Raw genomic sequence first — 22,532 nt, 5'->3', positions numbered from 1 at the left:
TATGAAAGAATACTATCACTAAAAAACCCGAACCATTGTTCAGCTTTGGTTCGGGTTTTAGTATTTATTGTTACATGAATGGAACGTTTCTTCCTGATCTTTTCTATTCATTCACCTACTGTACGTAATTTAATCAGTAAGCATTCGCAAGGCGGCTTCTAAGTCTGCGTCTTCCTCCAAATGTGCGGGAGACCAAGGAATATAAACATCTGGTTCGATCCCTTTACTGACCATCCCTTTCCCGCGATCCAACTGAGCGGATCGTGAAGTCGGATAAATAAGTTCAAATTTGTCCCAGCTTTGAATCGCTACATTTGTATAGTCATTTAAACCTGCTGTGGCTCTGCCGATCACTGTGACTTTAGCTGATTTCTTACACGTCTCGACAAAAGAGTCACCTGAGCTTCCACAATATACATCAGAGAGTACAATTATTTGGTCAGGGCCAGGTTTGCTTTCTATTGTAAAACTGCTATCGAGCTCACTTAAATCGAGCTCTACAAACCCTTCTCCTTTCTGTTTAATTAATTCAGTGACGATTATATTCACCATGAATTTAGTAGTCTCATCTTCTGATTTATCTGCAATATTCCTTAACATACTTTCTCGCAGGCGTACATTTCGGCTGGTACAGTTAGTCAAACTACGGCCTTCCTCCTCAGAAAGATCAACGATAGGTTCTTTAAATAGATAAGGAAGCAGAGGGAAATAAGCAGAATCTACTCCACCATTGTTGATACGAACATCAATAATCAGCTTGTCCATCGCTTGTAAATGCTCTTTATTTTCCTGAACCAAGTTAGCTATTTTATCAGGATCCATAAAGTCCGTCATCTTTAACAGCCAGGCTCCGTCTAGTTTCTTCAAGGAATATTCTGATTCAGGCGTAGAAGCAGAATACGTTTTTATCGAAATCCAATCCGTTCTTCCAAACGAGTCAGTTACCTGGGCTTTAGAATACAGCGGCAGAATTTTATTCCATTTTTCTCTTTCTGCCGTGTTTTCCATTAGCTGCCTGCGGTGCTTTTCTGCCAGATCAAGAATACTTATTCCGTCTAAAGAAGTTATAACTTGTCCACGGTCAACTCCAGAGTCCTTAGACACTTCAGTGATGTACAGCTTATCGTGTACTCTTCTTACCTTAAAACCGGTTTCCTCAGAGCTGGCCAGTGACTGAGGCTCACGAATTCTAAAGGCGACATGAGGATCTTTTAAGTCTAATAAATAGTCTTGAACAACTTCTGCAAACACCCGTGGGTTAAGGGTCCCTTTTTTAGATAAAGTAATAATCTCATCCTTGTATGTATCGGGGTCGTCCCACCCTTGTTTATCATAACTACCCGCATAATCATATTGAATGATACTCACTATGTCAGCGAAAATTTGTTGATAGTTCATCCAATCCGCCTTTCTTTTTCCAGTCTGGACTATACTACGATTTTAATTGACAGAAAGTTTCAACTTCATCGTAATATTTTCCTGGCAAGAAAAGTAACAATGATTGTATTCCCTTCTTGAATCCGTTATTCTTATCCTAATTAATGAATAGTAAGAGGTGTTTACTTGGAACATCATTCTTTAACATCCCTAATGATAGTCGTAGGTATCGCATTTTTCATTCCGATCATTCTTCAACGATTACATTTAAGGTTCATCCCAGTTGTTATTGCAGAAATTATTGCCGGTCTGTTAATCGGACAAAGTGGATTTAACCTTATCTCTGAAGATCCCACCTTAGAATTATTATCTCTACTAGGTTTCATCTTCCTCATGTTTATCAGCGGTTTAGAAATCGACTTTAGTATATTCGAAAGAAAACGTAAAAAACAACAGAACTCTCCCAATCCAGTCTGGGCTGCTTTACTTATCTTTTTAACCATTATGGTTATTTCGTTTGGATTGTCTTACTTACTCGTCTTTCTAAAGCTCATTAAAGACCCGTTCTTAATGACACTAATCATTTCAACGATTTCCTTAGGTATCGTCGTACCTGTATTGAAAGAAAGAAAAATGACCGATGGAATTCTAGGTCAGATTATTCTTCTTGTAACAATGATTGCAGATTTTACTACTATGATCCTGCTGACTGTATATGCCATGTTCAGAGACGAGGAGGGACTGCGTGTTCTCCTTCTGTTAGTCCTATTTCTTGCCTTTTTCCTTGCTTATCGAGTAATTAAAAGGTTCTTTAGCATTCCCTTATTTGACAGCCTCCTAAGAGGAACAACTCAATTAGGAACCCGGGGTGTCTTTGCCCTGATTCTTTTGTTTGTAGCATTATCAGAGGTCATTGGGGCTGAAAACATTCTCGGTGCTTTTCTAGCAGGTGTAATTATTTCCTTACTTTCACCGAAGGACGATTTTATCCATCAACTGGACTCCTTTGGATTTGGCTTCTTAATCCCTATCTTCTTTGTTACTGTCGGTGTAAATCTTAATATTTGGGAGTTGTTTGTTGATCGTAAAATCCTTCTGCTGATGCCGCTCCTCCTTCTATTTATGTATATTGCTAAAATTATTCCGGCGATGATTTTAAAGAAATGGTACTCATGGAAGGAAGTATTGAGCATCGGGGTGCTGACTACCTCGAAATTAAGCTTGGTAATTGCTGCTGCAGCGATCGCATTAGATCTTGGCGTTATTGGTGATGTCCTTCATGGTGCTATCATACTAGTATCTATCCTCACTTGTTTAATTTCACCGATCATTTTTTCCAGGCTATTCCCGACGGCACAGCCTGAACAGACACATATTTCCATCGTAGGAGCAAATCCGACTACTTTATTTGTAGCAAGAGATTTAATGGAAGAAAACTCCGTGGTTCGGGTTTATAGTGCTAAACAGGAAATCGAGCATAAAATGGTTCACCCTTATCCGTTAATTTTAGTTGAGGAATTGTCTGTTTCCTTATTAGAAGAAAAAGGAGCGTTTGAATCCGATAAGATTGTGTTTGCTACGAGCGATGATGAAATTAACATCCAATTAGGTAAGTATGCTAAGCGGCTAGGATTGAAAACGATCGTTATTAAAGTGGAAGATCAATCGCTGCAAAAGAATTTAACAGATGATGATATCACGGTTTATTCGACCCTTTCTTCTACTAGAACATTGTTAAAAGCCCTGATTGATAATCCAGGACTCGTACAGTTGATCACTCAGCACAATAAAACAATTAAAGAAATTTTTGTCAGTCACTCTAATTACGATCAGACGCCGATTACGAGACTTCCGTTTTTAGGAGAGTCGCTTATTCTTCATATTTACCGTCATGGAGAAGTCATCATACCGCACGGTCACACAAGTTTACAACGCGGTGATAAGATACTAGTCAGCGGTAAAAGTGAAGAGCTTAGACGAATACGAAGAGAACTTTCCTATCAAAAGTATATTCATTAGATATCCGTTGCTGCGAAACAGATGGCCTAAGCAGCACATTTAATTCATTGCAAATAACTCCTCAACCCCCGGCTCTGTTCATTCAAAAAGTTCGGGGGTTGAGGGTAATATCTTACCTTCCTATTACAGGCAGATTCCACCGCTAATCTCTTCTATTCAAATAGTCAGCGATTCCCATCGCACATACGGAAAGATCGAGGCGCAGGATTTCAAATACTTTGTGGTCTGCTTGGATACCTTTGGTCAATAAATGAGCAGAAACGAGGTCATAGAGTCTGCGTTCAATTCCTCTCCTTCCCTCCCCTTCCTTCATGGCGATCTCCCCCGCTTCTATAAAAACGGGGAGCCATGACTCTACTTCATCAAATGCTGCTGCAGGCGACTCTGATACCCCGTAATGACCGAAATATATAACATCAGCCTTCGTTTCCCTAAACCTTTGTATCGATGTCTTCATTGCCTGAGGATTAAACTGATTAGGGGAAGTCGTTGGTAAGTAAAAGGTAAATCCGTGATCGAGGGTTTGATGGTAGCGAATACCTGCCGTATCCCCGGTAAATAGTCCATTACTAAGTGAATCATATATAGCAAGATGATGATTGGCATGTCCCGGCGTATCATAAAAGACTAAAGTGCGATCATTTCCTATTTTTAAGGTTTCGCCGTCTTGTTTAATGACTATTCTGTGTTCAGGAATTGGAACGATCGGGTCAAACAGCTTCTCAAACTGTTCACTGTAAACAGCTTTCGCTCCAGCGATTAAGCGGGAAGGGTCATGAAGATGGCGCTTCCCTTTAGGATGAACAATAATTTCAGCATTGGGACATTCTCTTAGTAATAGTCCTGCCCCTCCTGCGTGGTCCAGATGAATGTGTGTGACGATGATGTACCTGATATCTTCCGCACGGATGTTCAATTGTTTCAACCCTTCCAGGACATGCGGTATGGACGGACTCGGACCTGTTTCAATTAAAGTTAGATGTTCTTCTTCCAGGACATATGTGCCTGTTCTCCTCGCTAATCCTAGATCGAATCCGTCTATTAAATAAATTCGATTATCAAGGGGCTCTGGTTTCATTTTCACACTGACCGCTCCTTCCATATTTATAACTTAATATTACTAAAATTTAGCAATTTTGTAATGAGAAAACCCTTTCAATAACTCACAAACAATCGTGAAGACCTGTGATTCAATCATTTATCCTTCTAAACTACCGGAATATTATGAATAATTAGGTTACTTCTTGACGGTGAATTTCAGATGCGATATATTGTTAATAAGCAAATAAGACGTACGGAATCATAAATGACAGGTAGTTCCCATAGAAGTGCTTTGGAATTTATATTCCTGCCTCTAGTGGGGATTTTTTCATGTCCTAACTCCTTGCGTCCATTTGCAATTTCCACGTTTTACGTGCAAGACTTTAGGAGGATTTTTTAATCATGGAAAACGGTACAGTAAAATGGTTTAATGCAGAAAAAGGTTACGGATTTATTCAAGTTGAAGGTGGAAACGACGTATTCGTTCACTTCTCTGCCATTGAAGAAGAAGGCTTTAAATCTTTAGAAGAAGGACAAGCCGTAACATTCGAAATTGTAGAAGGCGACCGCGGTCCGCAAGCTGCGAATGTGGTGAAAGAATAGATCATGAATTAAACGACCACCCTGATGAGGGTGGTCGTTTTTTAGTTGATTATAAACAATATCCCTCGTATAATTGAAAGCTGTCTGAAGCGGTTCGAAACCTCCCGCTTTATCAAAACTAAGGAGGATGAATAATGAGCAATGAATGGATGTGGATCCTGTTTGCCCTGGTAAATTTCGGGCTGTTGCTAGTGGTGTACCGTATATTTGGGAAGCCAGGCTTATTTGTATGGATTGGGATGTCGACTGTCATTGCCAATATTCAAGTCGTCAAAACTGTGGAGCTATTCGGTCTGAATGCCACCCTCGGCAACATCATTTATGGTACAGCTTTTCTAGCTACGGATATTTTAAATGAAAACCATGGGAAGTCCGAAGCAAGGAAAGCCGTTTGGATGGGTTTTTCCACCCTGATTATTATAACGATTATGATGCAGATGGCTATCCAATTTACTCCTGGAGAGAATGATGTGGCTCAATCAGCCATGCAAACACTATTTGGACTTGTTCCCCAAATTGCCATCGGTAGTTTATGCGCATATATTGTTAGTCAATATTTCGATGTATGGCTTTACTCCAAATTGAAACAAATCTTTACATCTGATCGTACACTTTGGATAAGAAATAACGGAAGTACAATGATTAGTCAATTGTTAGATACGGCTATTTTCTGTGGAATCGCATTTTATGGATTATATTCCCTTCAAGTATGGATAGAAATATTTCTGACGACTTACTTTATCAAGTTCATTGTTGCTGCAATTGATACCCCTTTCTTATATGCAGCAAAAGCTTTTAAGCACAAAGATATTTAGGAAGTGAGGTATCTGTATGATTGAGGTTTATACTGACGGGGCTGCAAGCGGAAACCCTGGGCCTAGCGCAGCAGGAGTATATATAAAACTAGGAAATAATCATTGGGAACATCGCTTTTATCTGGGTGATTTATCTAATCATGAAGCAGAGTTCTGGGCAGTCATTCACGGTCTGGAAATATGCAAACGAGATTTCCCAGGAGAAATCATCTCCATACGATCAGATTCAAGAGTTGTCGTGGATACGATTGAGAAAGAATTCACTAAAAATGTAAAGTATCTCCCTTTGCTTTCAAAGATACAGGAGCTTAAGCAATCATTTCCTTATGTATTTATTAAATGGATCCCTGAAAAACACAACAAAAATGCAGACCGGATTGCCCGTGCTGCATTAAAAGAAAATCACTAACCCAGGCGTTTATGCCTGGGCTTAGTGGTTTCTTTCCAGATTAATCGGCGGGATCCACCGGCAAGCCCCCGTGCTTCCAACGCCTCGTAAACTTGTTTTCTTGTACAGATTTCAGGTTTAGCAATGTGCTCCAGCACACTGATAAAGAAGCTTGGATCAAATTCATGCTGGTATTTTAAAGTAGTCCTCACGGCAATAATGGCTTTCCATTCGGAAGCATTTGCTGAATTCTTCCCAAAATAAATGAACCGCACATTCTCATCAGAGAGCTTGAACCCTCTTGTCCACAAATCTTCTAAGAAAAATGCTAATGGTTTGTTAGATTTCATTATTTGCTCCTTAAGATCGAACTCTCTTTTTGTTGTCAAAGGTCACGTACAAGGACCAGTTTAAATTATTAAACGGAAAAATCTGAGAGGCATTACGGTGGAGGATGTATTTAACTAAGGAAGAACAGACTTTCTTGAACCTACTTTACTGTTACCCTATTATAACAAAAAGAAAAAGCCAAGTGAGTCTCACTCGGCTGAAAATGTTTGCTCATAGTTTTTTTTCTGCTGGCTTTGTGTCTTGATTTGTTGAATTTTAAAGACTTCCAGCACATATTTCGCTGGTATCGATCCAAGTTTAGCGAGCGTCCATACCGTCAAACTACTATAAATAACGACGATCATCATAATTAGAATAATCATTTTATGCACCCTCTTCTAAATGATAATGATTTTCATTTCTAATTAGAAGTATAGCAAAGCCCGCTATTTGTTGCAACTCTGAATTTTTAGACATTTATTCTCTAAGTGCCTGGTTTTCTGCTGGAATCCGGATGGTCATTAAAGCTAAATGAAATACCGGAAAAATGACGGCCGTCATGTATGCCTGAAACATGATTGGAATAACGACCAGTTCCAAGAAAACAATCAGGTAATTTGGGTGTTTAATGAGCCTGTAAGGTCCCTTGGAAACAGGTTTCTCACTTGGGAGGACAATAATTCTAGTATTCCATCGTCTCCCCAACGAAGTTATACACCACACTCGAAGTACTTGAAGAATGAGAAACATTATAAAAAAAGGAACAAAAAGACTGGTAAACTGGCGTGTAGAAAAGAAAAATTCCACCGCTAGAGAGATGAAAAATAAACTGTGCAGCACGATAAACAGGAAATAATGTTCTTCCCCTGTTTCCTTTCCACCTTTGGACATCATCCAGTTGAAATTTGATTTCGCCAGCCAGAGTTCACCTAATCGTTGGATAATAATAAGTAAATATAAAACGACTAAGATTCTTTCCATTAGCTCCACTCCATACTGACTATTTCCGAACTGAACCCTGGTCCCAGTGAAGTCATTAAGGATTTAGTTCCAGCATCTGGCCGGGCCAGCATGGCTTCATGGAGAACATAATGAACCGTTGGTGAAGACATATTCCCGTGTTCTCTAAGTATTTTTTTGGTATGCGCAAGCACAGTACTATCAAGCTTCATTGTCTCTTCGTACGCTTCTATCACTTTTCTTCCTCCTGGATGTGCAATCAGAAACGGAAGTTCACTAATGTCCCACCCTCTTTCTTCTAATACTGACTTAGCATGAGCGCTCCAGAATTCTTTAACAAGCCTTGGAATGCTTTTCTTGAAGATCACCTCAAAGCCCGTTTCTACCACCCGCCATCCCATCACTGTACTACTATCCCTTTTGATTCGTGAGCTGGAGTAATCTACTCTTGCTATAGAGCTTCTACGCTTACTTAATAAAAGCGATTCATCTCCAGCAATAAGTACAGCAGAAGCCCCGTCCCCAAATAGAGCAGTACCGACAAAATTACTTAAGCTGCGATCATTTAGCTGAAAGGTTAAACTGCATAATTCAAGACAAACAACTAGCACATTCTTGTCTGGATGCCCTTTCAGCCATTCCAGCCCCCTTGCAACTCCGCTTGTACCTCCAGCGCAGCCTAATCCGAATATCGGAGAGCGCTTAATTGATTCCTTGAACTTCAAGTCATTGATGATATAAGCGTCTAATGTCGGTGTAGCTATCCCGGTAGAGGAAATGAACAGAATATGATCAATGTCTGCTGGTGACACGCTATCTGTTAAAAACTCTTCATGTGATAAACAGTTTGAGATAGCTTGTTTGGAATACTGAATAGCTTTATTTTGAAATAGATCATTTCGCTCTGGAAAACTATGTGAATTTTTAAACCACGAAAGGTCAATAGCCAGCTGACGTTTATCGATGCAGGTGTTTTCAAAAATAGGCATTAACCTTTGCTTCTCATGACTGGTCATTGGAAATATCTGTTCTACAAATGATTGAAGCTCTTGCTGGGTATAACAAAATTCTGCTGTCTGAATACCACTGGAAAGTATATATGGCATACAATGCCTCCTTTCGCATAGTATTCACAGCATTTAACTAAATATGAAAAAATAAGAGTACTTTACATGAAGGAACAGGTACAATTCCAGCTAACATATACATGCTTTTCAAAAACCATAAATAGACATCCCGCCATCCACTAGCAGGGTTTGACCAGTCATATAGTTTCCTGCTGGAGAAGCCAGAAAGACGGCCGCACCAGCCAGTTCCTCTAACTTACCAATTCTGTTTAACGGGGTGCGGTCAAGGATGGCCTGTACGTATTCTTCGTCTTCAAGTAAAGCTTCAGTTAATGCTGTAGGAAAATACCAAGGACCAATAGCATTTACGTTAATATTATATTTCCCCCATTCCAGAGCAAGGTTCTTAGTCATTTGAATGAGGGCACTCTTTGTCATGGCATACACCACCCCTGTTCTTAACGCAATGTGGCCGCCTACTGAAGAAATGTTAATGATTTTACCTTCTCCCTGTTTCTTCATTACCTTGCCTGCATATTGCGATAAAAAGAACGCACTTTTCATATTAGTAGAAACTATTTGATCCCATTCCTCTTCACTTACAGACTCCGCTTCACTACGAATATTTATTCCAGCATTATTAACCCATATATCTATGGATTGATTTCCTCTTAATTCTTCAACATCCTTTATGATTTCTTTATATTCATTAACGTCGCGGCAAATCGTGTATGATTCTCTTCCAAGCTGACGGATTTCTTGCTGTGTTGACTCCAGGTCTTTCTCATTTCTTGCAATAATAACGACATGTGCACCAGATTCGGCGAAAGACATCGCAATTGCTTTCCCAATCCCCTTTGTGCCGCCTGTAACGACTGCTAGTTTGTTTTCTAGTGAAAAGCTAGGTAAATACATCATCATTCCTCCTAATTCGACAAAAATTGATTAAATTTTCAGTATATTATAACATTTTTGCTAATTCTTTACATTTAAAAAAGTTACCCTTACACTGTAAATGACATTTAGAAAATGGGGGTTATGCAATATGAGAAAGTGGCTACTCGCTTTAGGTTTGGCTTCTGCTCTTGTAGCAGCAGGCTGCAGCAGTAATTCAAGCGATGAAAACAGTAATGGAAGTTCTGATGACAATCAATCAGAAGAAAGTTCTGACCAAACTAGTGATAAGCAATCCATGAAAATGGCTGTCTTAGACGAACAAATGAATATGAAAGACGTCTTCAAGCCGTATCAAGAAAAGATTACTGCTTACCAAACTGAAGTATCAGCAGAAGAACCAGATCAAGAGAAAATTAAAGCAGCTGGAAAAGAAGCTCAGACTGCAGCAAAAGAAGCAGCAGATAAAGCCTCTAATTATGAAATTCAAGCGGATCTTTCCGATGATGTGAAATCTCAGTATAAGGATGCATTGTCCTCTCTTCAAGGATACTACCAAGATGTCTCAGATGCACTTGATAAAGATGCAGCTAAAGCAGACTTGTCTTCAGCAGAAGAGAAATTTACCAATTTTAATGACACACTTGGCAAAATTTATGAAGATGTCGGATTAAATGCTCCGGATATGATGAAAGAATTTTCCTAATAAAATAAGAAAACCAGCTCTTCTTGGAGCTGGTTTTTTTATTAATAGAGATACTTTTACTAACAGGCTTTTCCCTTCCAGGTTCAGGAGTGCTCCTCTTAATCAACGATTATTTTTAGTAAATGTATTCTTTTAGAATTACGATTTCATGAATGTAAGGACTTTTTTACAGACAGGAATCTTCTTAAGGACGGTAATTAAGTAAGTCAGGTGGAGTTTTTTAAAACGGCTTGACCAACAATCCGGGCAAGTAATCCAAAGACAAATCCTGCAATCACGCTTATAATGCCATTGTTAAAGAGAAGATTACCTACAAAAACCCCAATAAAAAACATAATTCCTATAAATAAGCCCAATATGATTTTCTGATTTATAGCCAAGTAAATTTCCCCTTTAAACTTGATGAGTCATTGACTCTATAGAAGAAATACCAATATTATTGCGTACTTCCCCAATTTTTTCCTTCAGAATTCATATATCCTTTCTTACCGTTCTAAAAACATTTACGTTAAGCACTTCTCCCGCTGTCTATGAACATATGGAATAATAACAAGTATCGGTTAGTCTCATTCCATCCGCTGAAAGATCTTCATTCCTTAAGATACCTTCCAGCGTATACCCGAGTTTCTTCGCTAAGGATCGGCTTTTAACGTTTGTCGATTCACACCTTATTTCTATTCTTTTAAAGGTCATATGATTAATCCCCAAGTCTGTTAATGCCTGTACTGCTTCTGCCATATATCCATTGCCGCTGAACCTTGTATTAATCCAATATCCAATTTCACATTTAGGAATATTCCAGTTAATACTTTGCAGACTGCATGCCCCAATAAAATCACTAGTATCTTTATGGAAAATCAAAAAACGAAAGCTCTCTCTTTTCAAAAAATGAATATGAGCATTTCTTAAATTAATTTCTGTCTCCTCAGGTGAAGGAAGTTCTTGGGCAAAAGGGAGCCAGGCTCTTAATTCTGCTAGAGAATCTTTTATTGCCTGATTTACAATAACTCCATCTCCAGCAATTTCGGGTGCCCGAAGGATAAGTCTCTCCGTCTCTAATTGATTCGGAACATCTAATAATAATGGATTCATCATTTAAGATCCCCTTTCACATAAACTGATCTCACCAATGCATAAGTGACGGTGAAGTACCCTTATAATTTTGGTGCTTACATTACATTTAATTATAATTAAGATAGCAAAAATTGTTAAGAAATTAATGTAAATTCCTGTTAATCTAAATGCAAGGCACGTGATGGATCATTGAATTATTTGGAATGCATTCAAAGAACTATCGATTACATTGAAGAAAATTTGCATGAAAAGCTCACACTTGAAAACTTAGCTGAAATTGCGCATTTTTCTCCTTTTCATTTTCATCGGCTTTTTCAAGCCATGGTTGGGGTACCTGTAATGGATTATGTAAGGAAGAGGAGAATGACAAAGGCAGCGGAACGACTATTTTACACAGATGACAAAATTATTACTATTGCATTAGATGCTGGCTTTCAATATCAAGAATCTTTTCATCGATCTTTTAAGAAGATTTATGGCGTTTCTCCTAAGCAATATCGCAATGCAGAGCAATTAAGGGGTCCTTTTCGCAGCAAAGCCTGCCTTTCTACAAGACACTTATCAGGAGGGCAAAAGATGGAACCGAAATTCTTGACGAAACCCGCGTTTCACATCATTGGTTATGAACTGAAAACGAAGAATATGGAGGGACAGAATAATAATGATATCCCTCAATTTTGGCAGCAATATATACAAAATCGATTGGGTTTCAATATACCCCATCCCCTGAATAATGATGAAGAACTTGGTATCTGTACCGATTTCTCTCCAGAAACAGGTGAGTTTGTTTATATCATTGGGATGGAAGTAAAGGAAGGTACGGACGCTCCAGACGGGTTGGTATACAGAAGCTTTCCTCAATTGGAATACGTTGTGTTCACTACTCCACAATCAGATAATGAGTCTTTTCCCTCAACCATTCAGTCTACATGGAATTACATCTTTAGCGAATGGTTTCCAGAGTCAAATTATGAACATAGGGGTACCCTGGATTTCGAGCTGTACGACCAAAGATGTTATGGACACTTAAATAAACAGATGGACATCTACATTCCCATTAAGAAAAGATTGGTTAAAAAATAACAAAAATGTGTTTCATCCTGAAATACTTAAAAGGCGCAATTCTATTTCTAGAATTGCGCCTTGATCATTGAAAACATTTCGCCTCTGCGAAATTTAAATCCATTGAATAAGAACCTTATTTCATATACCGATATTCCAATAAATTATTTAATATATAGACTTCCTGAAGCAATTCTTCTCCCACGTTCGTTTCCAGAACCTTTTTTCTCTCTAATTCTTCATCTACTAAACGTTTTACTGATAAAACGTCAGTCCCATTCATTAGAACATCTTTTTTTGAATGGAAGTGTTTATGAGCGACGAGCTGCATACCATAAGAATTATATAATAACGTATATCCGGCAATTCCTGTAGTAGATTGATATGCTTTTGAAAAACCTCCATCTATGACGATCATCTTCCCATTCGCCTTAATCGGATTTTCTCCATCAATTTCTTTCACTGGTGTGTGGCCGTTGATAATGTGTCCTTGCTCTGGATTCAGATTAAAGTCAGTTAAGATCTTACTGCAGATTTCCTCCTGTTCCCGTAAATGATAGTAAGGATTTTTCTTCTCTTTATGGACTTGTTTGTCTTTTATGAAATATCTTTCAAACGTCGTCATTTCTCGTTTACCAAACAGCGAAGAGTATTCTCCTGTCCATAAGTACCAAACCATATCGGTTGCCAGGTCATCTGTCTCTTCAGGATGAGCAAAAGCATATCGTAAATAATATTCGAAAATATCCAGTAAGTCGCGTCCTGCATAGGTACGGTTGTCAATTCTCATTTTTTCCATATTTCCTTCTTGATCTAAAGGAATACATCCGTGGATTAACAGGTTCCCATTATATTTCAAATACAGACTGCCTTTCTTCATTAGAAAGTTCATGTGTCTGGATAATTTTTCAGAATGCTGAACGGAAAATAGCAGCTTGTCCATTACTTGCTCTTCTTCCTCTAAGAGTTGAGCGGGGGATTCAGGATTGATCGTGCTAAAACAAGTATTTTCTAATGGATACTTCGTACCGTGAATCGTAATTTCATTGGCTTCAAAATCAATTTTCTCTAACAATAAACGATCCGACATATTAAAGTAAGAACGTCTCTTAATAATCGGGCTTTCTAACTTGAACTGAATCATGGCAATGGCCTGATGTATTTTAGTAATTTGTGATTTTTCAAGATTCGTTTGTTTTTCGTCTGAATCTACCTTAGGTCTGAACGCAGAATTATCTTCATAGTATTTCTCTGCCAGATTGAGAAGGGGTCTTAGGTTTATTCCATATACATCCTCAATGATTTCCAAATTATTGTAGCGGGCACAAATTCGAATAATATTTGCGAGACAAACCTTTGAACCTGCGAAGGCGCCGATCCAAAGGGCATCATGATTCCCCCATTGAACGTCAACCGAATGATAATTAATGAGCGTTTCCATAATTTTATCCGGCTCAGGTCCTCGATCATAAATATCCCCTACTACATGCAGGTGATCCACTACCAATCTCTGAGTAGTATAGGCGAGACCAATGATAAGTTTATCGGCTTGGCCCAGGGAGATAATCTGCTGAAGTATTTTAGAATAGTATAGTTCTTTATTTATAAAATCCTCCGTTTTATAGAGGAGCTCTTCTACCACATACTCAAATTGGTCAGGTAATGCTTTTCGCAATTTTGATCGTGTATATTTAGAGGATGCGTAAGAAATAAGTTTAATCATGCGCTTAATTAGCTGACTGTACCACTCGGTTAATTTTTGATCACTATCAAAGGAATTCTTCATCATTTTAATTTTCTCTTCTGGATAGTAGACCAATGTGGCGAATTCATCGATTTCTTTTTCGGTTAAAACATCGTTAAACAGATCCGATATTTTCTCCTTCACTTTCCCAGACCCATTTCTTAACACATGTTGAAAGGCTTGGTACTCCCCATGTAAATCACTGACAAAGTGTTCTGTTCCTTTTGGCAGATTTAGAATAGCTTTAAGATTGATAATTTCAGTAACAACTTTTTCTTCACTATTATATTCTTGGGCAAGTAAATCTAAGTATTTAGTGTTCAAAATTATGTAACTCCTTTCAAAATGATAGGCTGATAATAAGAAAATGCATTAGAATGACTTAAAATGCCAAGAAGAAACACCGTTTCACTTTACCGAATAGAACCATAAAACCCTATTAAATCCTAGTATTCTCTTTGATCGTAACATATTTTTAAGTTTAAAAGACGCCTTCCTTCTCTGAACAAAAATATTTTTTTATTGTTTTCCACAATCCGTACTCTTGTCTAGAACGTACTGGATCGTAGTTCTTTACAGTTCCCCCACTTTGCTGTGTCACTTTCTTACACATGCCTAATGGATCTGTAAAGGAACCATTAGGCATCCAGCCGATTGTAGGGATTTATACCATGCTAATCTTCATTCATCACTCTTCTGTTCCTGGCAATTAATTTTAAAGAAACCAAGGAGTGAATCCACGATGTAATCGGAATGATCAGAGCAATTCCAATTCCTGCTGAAAAGATGGTAATCATTTCACTGCTGAATATTTTGGAATTCACAATTTCCCCAAGCGAATAGTCTAAATCCTTAAACCATATAAGCAAAGCCATATAGCCGCCAAAGAAAGCAAAAAACAACGTATTCGTATCCGTTCCCAAAATATCTTTCCCAATTCTCATACCAGAAAGAAAGAGGTCTCTATGATTAATAGATGGGTGGTGATTCAAAGTTTCACTCATAGAGGAAGTAATAGACATAGCCACTTCGGTAATTGCACCGATTGTACTCATGATAATGACGGATGCTCCAACCTTGATAAAATTGACACCAATATAAAGAGAGTAGGGGGCAAGTTCCTCCGACTGCTCTTCACTAAACCCTTGAATCATCGATACTCTAGTTACGAGATCTATAAACAAAAGCAGGATTACAATCGTTATCATAGTAGAAATGAATGCCGTTATCGTCTTCCTGTTTATTTCATTGATAAAAAACAGATTAATACAGCTAATCACTGTGCATGCAATCATAGTTAGAAAAATAGGATTCCTATCAGGATCCAGCATTAAAATAATAGTAATCATGAGCACGCCAAAATTAAAAAATAAGGAAATAAACGATAGTACTCCTTTATTTCCACCGATACTAACCATCAAAATAAATAAAATCACGGACAAGATCATTAGTACATTCATATTCTTTTCCTCTTTCGATTAATGAAAAATACGGAAGTATAAACAGCTATAGGAATCGTTAACACAATCCCAATCCCCCCGGCCAAAGCTCGTGCCACTTCCAGCGAAAGATTCATTGAAAGTGTAAACCCTAGAGAAGAGGCATTCTTCAAGTACAAAATCATAGCGGGAATGGAGCCACTAGCATAAACAAAAAATAAAATATTGGTCAACGTGCCCATAACATCTTTACCAATATCCATTCCAGACGTTTTCAGGGCTTTCAGACTAATGTTAGGATTCTTTTCAACTAACCCGAAAATCGAAGATGCAATAGTAATCGATACGTCCATCACTGCACCCAAAGATCCTACAAACAACCCGGCCATAAACACAATCTCGTAAGGTCTGGTCAGAAATTGCATCTCTTCATACCGAAGACCGCTGCCACCAGTAAATTTGATTGCCAGATAGGTAATAAGCAGCGAAAGAAAAATCCCCACCAATGTCGCTGTAATGGCTGCATAGGTCATTCCGTTAAACCCGTTAAGGAGTAACAACGAGATCGTTGTAAACAGTAGAACTAAAAGACTGCATATCCATAACAAACTCACATTTGCATGATTGAGATAGAGATCCAATGCGTAAGACATAAGCGCGGCATTCACTGACAAACTAATTAATGAGAAAAAACCCCGCCTTTTTCCTACAATAAGTAAGATAAGAATAAAACACCATCCTACAAGCAGCACATACTTATCACGCTTTACATCCTTGATCGTACCGGTCAATGTTCCTTTTTGATTTTCGCTTTTATTTACAGTAACAAACAATTCATTTCCTACATGGTAATCTTGATCATAAGCACCCGTTGTGGAATACGTATTCGTTAAGTGAATATTTTTCTCTTTATCTTTTCCATTTCTTATTTCAGCGGTGATGTTTTGCGTGAACAGTCGATCCTTATTGTTGTGGACATCGGTAACTTTCTTTTCACCCTGTTGTTGAATACTAGTTACCTTTGCTACGGTCCTTTTGTAAAAAGACTCATTATGGTTAACAAATACAACAGAGGCAGCAAAACACAGCGCTATAATAAGGTATAAAATAATATGTTTCGTCTTCAGTTTTTTTAAAATTTCGAGCAATAACACTCCACCAACAGCCTCCAGTCTGCTTTCTAGATGATTTTCAAATGTAGAAGTAGGTCGAGCAAATAAAAAAGAGTTCACGAGAGGCTAAAGAACTCAATGTTTTATCAATCAACTTAAATTGGCTGAAACAATGGGGCTAATCATAGCAGATATACTTTTGACCGTCAAAGCTGCACACAACTGTTAATGATCACCCTGGATTTATTAAAGGAAAGTTTATGTAGAGATTTTCTTCTTCTTGGAGTCCATAAATATGGACGATTCTACATTAATACTTTAACGAGCTTAATTTCATCTCTTACCGGGATACCTTCATACCCATAGAAAGGTATCTCAGGCTTAATTTTTCTTGCTTGTTTGATGGCATTTTGAAAAAGTTTCGATAGGATGAATCCTCTCTTTTGATAAAATCTCAAGGCATTTAGATTATCATTGGTAGTGATTACCTTTAAAAAACTGCATTTTTTTGTTATAGCGGTCTTTTCCACATGATTTACCAATGCTTCCCCAGTCCCTCTCCCTTCTATCCTGCTGTCTAAGGAAATAATTTCACATTCCACTCCACTGATTATAAAAGTGACCAAACCGCAGATCGTTCCCCTATCATCCATAGCGGCAAATCCGTCTAATTCACTACAATCAAAAACCCCACTTGAAATGACCATTTGACGACTTCCCCACTGACTCTCTAAGAAGTGAATAATTTTATCCTTCTCCACGTACTTTCTTTCCAAAATTTCCATTTACACTTTCCTCCCTGAATTTCTATCGGGCTCTTCCCCTTTTAATTATAAACAACCTTTAAAGCAATTAAAGAACTGAATTAACTTTCAGAAAGTATTTATGTAGTTAAATATAAATTAAAAAAATCAGCCTGCCGAAAACAATCTCGACAAGCTGAACAATGTAATAAAGTATAGTTTCTTTTAACCATAAAGAATTCTATTTCTTGATCGGTAATGGGGCCTCTGAAGAAATGAAACCTTTAGCTGCTAATTCTTCCCAAAAGTCGTTCGGGATATCCCGCTGAATCATTTCTATGTCTTCTTTGATGCGATCCGGCCGCGTGGACCCTGGGATAACTGACTTTACAGCAGGATGAGAAGTCGAGAATTGCAAGGCTGCTGCTTTTAAAGGAACATTATATTTCTGGCCGATTTCGTTTAATTGATTGACCTGTTCAACAATTTTTTTAGGAGCTTTTTCATAATTATAATGTTCTCCGCCTAAGAGTACACCTGAGTTATACGGGCCTCCTACGACAATGCCTACATGATTTTCTTCCGCCTTCTTCATCATTCGTTGTAGGGCATGCTCATGCTGCAGCAGGGTGTATTGTGTTGCTGATAAACATAGATCCGGCTTTGTTTCTTCCAGTCCCATTGCAAGTTCGATCGGTTCAGTCGTATTTACGCCGAGACCCCACGATTGAATTACCCCTTCTTCGCGCATTCTTGTTAATACTCGGAAAGCACCTTTTCTTGCCTCTTCAAACTTACCGAGCCACTCATCACCATGAAAATCCGGCGAGACATCATGGACAAATACGAAGTCCAGGCGATCTGTTTTCAACCGTTCGAGGCTTTGTTCAATTGACCTCTTCGTAGCATCTTCCGAATAATCGGTGATCACTTTATTTTTTCTGGCATATTGAAATAAACCTTCTTTATTTTCCTCTTCATCCAGTACATATCGACCTACTTTAGTACTTAGCAAATAATCGTCACGGTTATAGTTGGAAAGAGCTTTACCCAATCGCATTTCAGCAAGACCGGCTCCGTAAAAAGGTGCCGTATCAAAATAACGTACTCCTTGATCCCAAGCTGTTTGAATGGTAGTTTGGGCCTCCTCTTCCGGAACTTCACGAAACATATTTCCTAATGGTGCCGTACCGAGTCCTACACGATGTTTTAGTGCATCCTCAAAAGATTTCATACGATCTATTCCTCCTCTGTTCTTTGATACATTTATGTATCCAATTTAAGGAATAGTTAAACAAGAATAAGCTAAAAAAGCTTATTCTTGTTTGTAAAATGCATAGAATGCTTTCCCTATTCTTTTTCTGAGAATTTGCAAATGTGGAAGATGTATTTTTTGGATAAGATAATTAAACTACGTCAACTCATCATTTTTAGGTTTTATCTCACTTTAAACAATGGCTGTAAAGGCTTGCAGGTTAATAATTGGTCCAATTTATTATTGACTACCGCAGCTTTTATTAAAGGCAGCACTTCTTCGTAAGCGTCAATCAACTTCTTTATGTCTTGATCCGAGTGTGAATAACTTAAGTTATGGGTGCCTACCGTTAAAATCCCTCTTTTAAACATTTCCTGTAGAAATAGGGTTTTAATTTCCCAGGTAGAATAATTGTTAAAACTCTTTATAACCAAAAAGCTCCAAGAAGGATGGCCCTTAATTTCAAATAAATCCTCTAAGGAATGTTCAGTTATAATCCGTTCCGTTTCACTCATGATTTTCTTTCCTGACTCTTTAATTCTATCAATGACGGGTTCTTTTGTAATTTTGTCTAGAGTGGCTAAAGTAGCCGCCAGCGATAAAGTCTCTCCCCCAAAAGTAAAGGAAAGAAAGGCCTCTTCACTGAGCTGCATAATATCTGTACGGCCAGTTATAACAGATATAGGGTAGCCATTTGCCATACCCTTACCGAATGTAGCCAAATCAGGGATGACATTAAAGTATTCCTGAGCACCACCTTTAGCAAAACGGAACCCCGTAATGGTTTCATCAAAAACAAGTAATGCGCCATGCTCATGGACAAGTTTTTTCAATTTTTTCAGAAATCCGTCCTTGGGGAATTCTATATTCATAGGCTCTAGGATTACTGCCGATATTTGATTGGGGTATTTTCTAAATAGGATTTCTAAAGAGTCCAGGTTATTATAGGTAAACGTATGGGTTAGTTGTTTAGTGGCTTCAGGTATGCCTAAATCGCGGGTGGTTGATCCTATATACCAATCGTGCCATCCATGATAGCCGCAAACCGCTACTCGATCTCTCCCGGTGTAAGCTCGAGCTAATCGTATGGCTCCTGAAGTAGCGTCTGAACCATTCTTGCCGAACCGCACTTTTTCAGCACAAGGCACCATCTGGATAATTTTTTCAGCTACTTTAATTTCTAATTCATGAGGCAAGGAAAAAATAGTTCCAAGTTCCAGCTGTTCCTTCACTGCACTTTTTACATCCGGATCATTATATCCTAACAATATAGCCAGGAGTGAATTTACAAAATCAATATATTCATTATTATCCGCATCCCAAACTCTGCTTCCCTGCCCTTTTTTTATAAAATAGGGCGACGCACCAAATGGATAATGTGTATAACTTTTACTATAGGTTTGACTTCCTAATGGGATGGATTTTAAAGCCCGTTCTAACAACTCTTCAGATTTGAAATATCGGTGGGACATTTATTTTAACCCCCCTTTCTAATTTTCAGAATCTTTGTCCTGCTCTAATGATTTTGCGTGCCCTTCATTACGAGTGTATTGATTGTTATATTCTAATAAATCTGGATGATCCCCTAAGAATCTCAGTATATCGGCCGTTGTGAATTTTTCATTGATTGGATGCAAGGCTTCATATATTTTCACAACAAGCTTCAAATCTTCTATTTGATCCACCGTCCACCGATAGTTAGATAAATCTTTGGCACCTTCAAAAGACCCGAGGTGAAACCTGTTGGGCTGTGAATGGATAAACGGCGTCACATGCTCCCTGTGTGAGGGGAGGCTAGCTTCAAAATGAGCGGTTGATAATGCAGAGAATGTAAACACCTCTACGTCTAACCCATCGGGGTAAGTAGGAACGAGGGTGTTACTGGTATAATCAAATTCATTCAGTTCATGATAAGTGACTATTTGATCGATTAGCTCTTCGTCGATTAACGGGCAATCCGCGGTCAGCCGAATAATATGACTCGGTTTGTAGAGAGCCGCACATTCATAAAATCTTAAAAGAACATCCTCTAAAGAACCCCGGAAATAGTCTACCTGGTATTTCTTGCACTCGTTTACTATTTGATCATCTGAAGGATTTACACTCGTGGCCACCACGATTTTGTCTAAAGTATTCGCTCTTTTCACTCTCTCCACTTGTCTAATGAACATGGGTTTTCCAAGAATGTCAGCCAAGACTTTTCCCGGCAGCCTGGTTGACGTGTAACGGGCTTGGATAATAGCTAAATTCATGTATCATTTCCCCCCTTTTAATGTCCATTTCGAAGGATTTAAATACCGCTCATCATCAACCGAAAAGTGTTTAAATGCATCCATCCCTTGAAAAGGAGACATCTCGGCAGTAAGCAGTTGATTAAACTGGGTAAGATTTTCAATACCAATGATTAAATGATCAACTTCTGCCACGTGTTGAACAAAACTCATCGCTGACTGCAGCGGTGTTAGTTTAATGGATTCAATATATTGATGATATTTTTTTAAAATCGGTCGAACAGGATTAAAAAAAGGATCTAATTCTTCAGGACTTTTTAATAAAAGTCCTTGTAGAAAAATAGACCTTGCATGAATTTCGATTTTTTTCTTTTTTAAGTCCTTCAAGGTGCCAGATGTTAAAAGACGCTGATCCAATACGTTTAAAGGTAATTGAATTAGATCAATATCAAATCCCATCGCGAAAACCTTTTCAATTTCATGGCTGTTGTACACGGAAACCCCAATTTTATCCACTAATTTATTCCTTTTAAATTCAGTTAAGACCTTCAAAATCCGCTCCCCATTTTCACAAAATAAATCCGCCGGTCTGTGGACCAATAATGCATAAATGGATGACTGTTTCAACTTTTTCAAGGAGGATGTAAAGGTCTTTTTTAACAGTAATATGTCCTCATTGGTTATTTTTTTAGTTTCAAATACAGGTGTCTTCGTAACAATTCGAAAAGAATGATCAGCAGGTAAGCTCAAGCCAATATTTTCTTCGCTATCCTTGTAGGCAGGAGCTGTGTCGAGAATCGCAACCCCTGCCTCTTCCGCTTGGGATAGAATTTTTTGGATCTCACTTAAGTCTGGCTGTCCATTTACGTTAAAATTTCCATATTCCATTCCAAATTGAACTGTACCTAAACCTAGTTTCATTTAGACACCTCAATTGTTAAATATCGCCATAAGCACCTTATTGGTAAATTTACCGTTATTATATAAATGATTTACTAATACTCCTTCTATTTGAAAACCTACATCCTGATAAGCTTTAATAGCCGGCTTATTCTCTTCTATCACACCTAAATGGATTTTATTTATATTAAGTTTGTTAAAAGCATATTTGGTAATCAGAGAGATGGTTTCCTTGGCGTATCCTTTACCCCAGCACTGCTTATCGCCGATCATAATCCCAAGTTCCGCTGTTCGGTGAATCCAATTAATATTGGAAAGCTTAACATTACCCATATGCAAGTTCTTCTTTATATCATAAATTGCGAGAAACAAATCATTGTTATCTTCCGTTGATCTCACGAATTCAAGCAATTGCTTCTCTGAGGTGGGAAAGAAACCTGTCTCCAAATACTTGGTAACCTCTTGATCATTAATCCAACCCAAATACTCCTGAGTGACCTCTAATTCTGTAACTTTTTTCAATCCGATCCGATCAGTGGTCAAAAAATACACGTTTACACCTCATCTTATAAAGAATTAAATCCCGGTTGAAAGCAAGAAACAAGCAGATACATCAGTCAAGCGTTCTAAATAGCATAATCTACCCCGATTCCATTTAGTAATCATGTGCGCTATTCCATTCACTACTCCAAAATTTCAGTATGTATTATCTATATGACAATTTCTAATGGAATTAGAACTTATTCCCTCTTTCGCTTGTACGGTAAAACAA

At 38.2% G+C, this 22,532-nt stretch carries 24 protein-coding genes; 6 read left to right on the top strand and 18 right to left on the bottom strand.

Features of this window, described 5'->3' with window-relative positions; translation table 11 throughout:
- Nucleotides 1–129: 129 nt before the first annotated feature.
- Nucleotides 130–1,398: a S41 family peptidase gene (locus Q7A53_RS03120; RefSeq protein WP_411787643.1), complete on the bottom strand. Its 1,269-nt coding sequence runs from the start codon at nt 1,396–1,398 to the stop codon at nt 130–132.
- A 165-nt stretch (nt 1,399–1,563) separates the two neighbouring features.
- Here Q7A53_RS03120 and Q7A53_RS03115 point away from each other — a divergent pair, with 165 nt between their 5' ends.
- Nucleotides 1,564–3,396 carry a cation:proton antiporter domain-containing protein gene (locus Q7A53_RS03115; RefSeq protein WP_411787642.1) on the top strand — a complete coding sequence of 611 codons (1,833 nt, stop codon included), beginning with the start codon at nt 1,564–1,566 and terminating at the stop codon, nt 3,394–3,396.
- Nucleotides 3,397–3,538: 142 nt separating this feature from the next.
- Here Q7A53_RS03115 and Q7A53_RS03110 read toward each other — a convergent pair whose 3' ends face one another.
- Nucleotides 3,539–4,474, bottom strand: coding sequence for an MBL fold metallo-hydrolase (locus tag Q7A53_RS03110; protein WP_411787855.1), 936 nt, complete (start codon nt 4,472–4,474; stop codon nt 3,539–3,541).
- 365 nt (nt 4,475–4,839) lie between these two features.
- On the opposite strand from Q7A53_RS03110, the gene Q7A53_RS03105 reads away from it, so the two are divergent.
- From Q7A53_RS03105 to Q7A53_RS03095, 3 genes are all read left to right on the top strand, one after another.
- Nucleotides 4,840–5,040 carry a cold-shock protein gene (locus tag Q7A53_RS03105; RefSeq protein WP_411787641.1) on the top strand — a complete coding sequence of 67 codons (201 nt, stop codon included), beginning with the start codon at nt 4,840–4,842 and terminating at the stop codon, nt 5,038–5,040.
- Nucleotides 5,041–5,174: 134 nt separating this feature from the next.
- A complete protein-coding gene (locus Q7A53_RS03100; RefSeq protein ID WP_411787640.1) occupies nt 5,175–5,855 on the top strand; it encodes a queuosine precursor transporter in 681 nt (226 codons plus the stop codon).
- A gap of 16 nt (nt 5,856–5,871) precedes the next feature.
- Entirely contained in the window at nt 5,872–6,264 is a 393-nt protein-coding gene (locus Q7A53_RS03095) for a ribonuclease HI family protein (protein WP_411787639.1), read from the top strand.
- Here the strand turns inward: Q7A53_RS03095 and Q7A53_RS03090 are convergent.
- The 5 genes from Q7A53_RS03090 to Q7A53_RS03070 all read right to left on the bottom strand — a co-directional run bounded on the left by Q7A53_RS03090 (nt 6,261) and on the right by Q7A53_RS03070 (nt 9,515).
- Nucleotides 6,261–6,593, bottom strand: a complete 333-nt coding sequence (locus Q7A53_RS03090) for a DUF6123 family protein (protein WP_411787638.1) — start codon at nt 6,591–6,593, stop codon at nt 6,261–6,263. The genes Q7A53_RS03095 and Q7A53_RS03090 overlap by 4 nt on opposite strands.
- 189 nt (nt 6,594–6,782) lie before the next feature.
- Nucleotides 6,783–6,956, bottom strand: a complete 174-nt coding sequence (locus tag Q7A53_RS03085) for a hypothetical protein (protein ID WP_411787637.1) — start codon at nt 6,954–6,956, stop codon at nt 6,783–6,785.
- 94 nt (nt 6,957–7,050) lie between these two features.
- Nucleotides 7,051–7,554 carry an isoprenylcysteine carboxyl methyltransferase family protein gene (locus tag Q7A53_RS03080; RefSeq protein WP_411787636.1) on the bottom strand — a complete coding sequence of 168 codons (504 nt, stop codon included), beginning with the start codon at nt 7,552–7,554 and terminating at the stop codon, nt 7,051–7,053.
- Nucleotides 7,554–8,639: a type III polyketide synthase gene (locus tag Q7A53_RS03075; RefSeq protein ID WP_411787635.1), complete on the bottom strand. Its 1,086-nt coding sequence runs from the start codon at nt 8,637–8,639 to the stop codon at nt 7,554–7,556. The genes Q7A53_RS03080 and Q7A53_RS03075 overlap by 1 nt, the downstream gene beginning before the upstream one ends.
- Before the next feature lie 108 nt (nt 8,640–8,747).
- Entirely contained in the window at nt 8,748–9,515 is a 768-nt protein-coding gene (locus Q7A53_RS03070; RefSeq protein ID WP_411787634.1) for an SDR family NAD(P)-dependent oxidoreductase, read from the bottom strand.
- Between the two features lie 130 nt (nt 9,516–9,645).
- On the opposite strand from Q7A53_RS03070, the gene Q7A53_RS03065 reads away from it, so the two are divergent.
- Complete coding sequence (locus tag Q7A53_RS03065) at nt 9,646–10,200, top strand: hypothetical protein (protein WP_411787633.1); 555 nt, start codon at nt 9,646–9,648, stop codon at nt 10,198–10,200.
- Between the two features lie 206 nt (nt 10,201–10,406).
- On the opposite strand, the gene Q7A53_RS03060 is transcribed toward Q7A53_RS03065, so the two are convergent.
- Nucleotides 10,407–10,580 (bottom strand): hypothetical protein, encoded by a 174-nt coding sequence (locus Q7A53_RS03060; RefSeq protein ID WP_411787632.1) that lies wholly within the window; start codon nt 10,578–10,580, stop codon nt 10,407–10,409.
- A gap of 148 nt (nt 10,581–10,728) precedes the next feature.
- Nucleotides 10,729–11,292 carry a GNAT family N-acetyltransferase gene (locus Q7A53_RS03055; RefSeq protein ID WP_411787854.1) on the bottom strand — a complete coding sequence of 188 codons (564 nt, stop codon included), beginning with the start codon at nt 11,290–11,292 and terminating at the stop codon, nt 10,729–10,731.
- Between the two features lie 171 nt (nt 11,293–11,463).
- On the opposite strand from Q7A53_RS03055, the gene Q7A53_RS03050 reads away from it, so the two are divergent.
- Nucleotides 11,464–12,357 carry an AraC family transcriptional regulator gene (locus Q7A53_RS03050; RefSeq protein ID WP_411787631.1) on the top strand — a complete coding sequence of 298 codons (894 nt, stop codon included), beginning with the start codon at nt 11,464–11,466 and terminating at the stop codon, nt 12,355–12,357.
- Nucleotides 12,358–12,472: 115 nt separating this feature from the next.
- On the opposite strand, the gene Q7A53_RS03045 is transcribed toward Q7A53_RS03050, so the two are convergent.
- The 9 genes from Q7A53_RS03045 to Q7A53_RS03005 form a co-directional block, all read right to left on the bottom strand.
- A complete protein-coding gene (locus Q7A53_RS03045; protein WP_411787630.1) occupies nt 12,473–14,404 on the bottom strand; it encodes a fructose-1,6-bisphosphatase in 1,932 nt (643 codons plus the stop codon).
- Between the two features lie 350 nt (nt 14,405–14,754).
- On the bottom strand, nt 14,755–15,540 hold the full coding sequence (locus Q7A53_RS03040) for a YibE/F family protein (protein WP_411787629.1): 786 nt from the start codon (nt 15,538–15,540) through the stop codon (nt 14,755–14,757).
- A complete protein-coding gene (locus Q7A53_RS03035; protein WP_411787628.1) occupies nt 15,537–16,667 on the bottom strand; it encodes a YibE/F family protein in 1,131 nt (376 codons plus the stop codon). Before Q7A53_RS03035 ends, Q7A53_RS03040 begins: the two co-directional genes overlap by 4 nt.
- Before the next feature lie 269 nt (nt 16,668–16,936).
- Nucleotides 16,937–17,416 (bottom strand): GNAT family N-acetyltransferase, encoded by a 480-nt coding sequence (locus Q7A53_RS03030; protein ID WP_411787627.1) that lies wholly within the window; start codon nt 17,414–17,416, stop codon nt 16,937–16,939.
- A 199-nt stretch (nt 17,417–17,615) separates the two neighbouring features.
- Nucleotides 17,616–18,608 (bottom strand): aldo/keto reductase, encoded by a 993-nt coding sequence (locus Q7A53_RS03025; protein ID WP_411787626.1) that lies wholly within the window; start codon nt 18,606–18,608, stop codon nt 17,616–17,618.
- A gap of 203 nt (nt 18,609–18,811) precedes the next feature.
- Nucleotides 18,812–20,101: an aminotransferase class III-fold pyridoxal phosphate-dependent enzyme gene (locus Q7A53_RS03020; RefSeq protein ID WP_411787625.1), complete on the bottom strand. Its 1,290-nt coding sequence runs from the start codon at nt 20,099–20,101 to the stop codon at nt 18,812–18,814.
- A gap of 18 nt (nt 20,102–20,119) precedes the next feature.
- Nucleotides 20,120–20,881: a cytidylyltransferase domain-containing protein gene (locus tag Q7A53_RS03015; protein ID WP_411787624.1), complete on the bottom strand. Its 762-nt coding sequence runs from the start codon at nt 20,879–20,881 to the stop codon at nt 20,120–20,122.
- 3 nt (nt 20,882–20,884) lie between these two features.
- Nucleotides 20,885–21,781 carry an aldo/keto reductase gene (locus tag Q7A53_RS03010; protein WP_411787623.1) on the bottom strand — a complete coding sequence of 299 codons (897 nt, stop codon included), beginning with the start codon at nt 21,779–21,781 and terminating at the stop codon, nt 20,885–20,887.
- A gap of 9 nt (nt 21,782–21,790) precedes the next feature.
- Nucleotides 21,791–22,312 (bottom strand): GNAT family N-acetyltransferase, encoded by a 522-nt coding sequence (locus tag Q7A53_RS03005; protein ID WP_411787622.1) that lies wholly within the window; start codon nt 22,310–22,312, stop codon nt 21,791–21,793.
- Between the last annotated feature and the right edge of the window lie 220 nt (nt 22,313–22,532).

Source organism: Halobacillus rhizosphaerae (genome assembly GCF_046719735.1).
Taxonomy (GTDB): Bacteria; Bacillota; Bacilli; order Bacillales; family Halobacillaceae; genus Halobacillus_B; species Halobacillus_B rhizosphaerae.
Note: the sequence above shows the minus strand (reverse complement) of the source record. Positions and strands in the feature narration are given on the sequence as shown.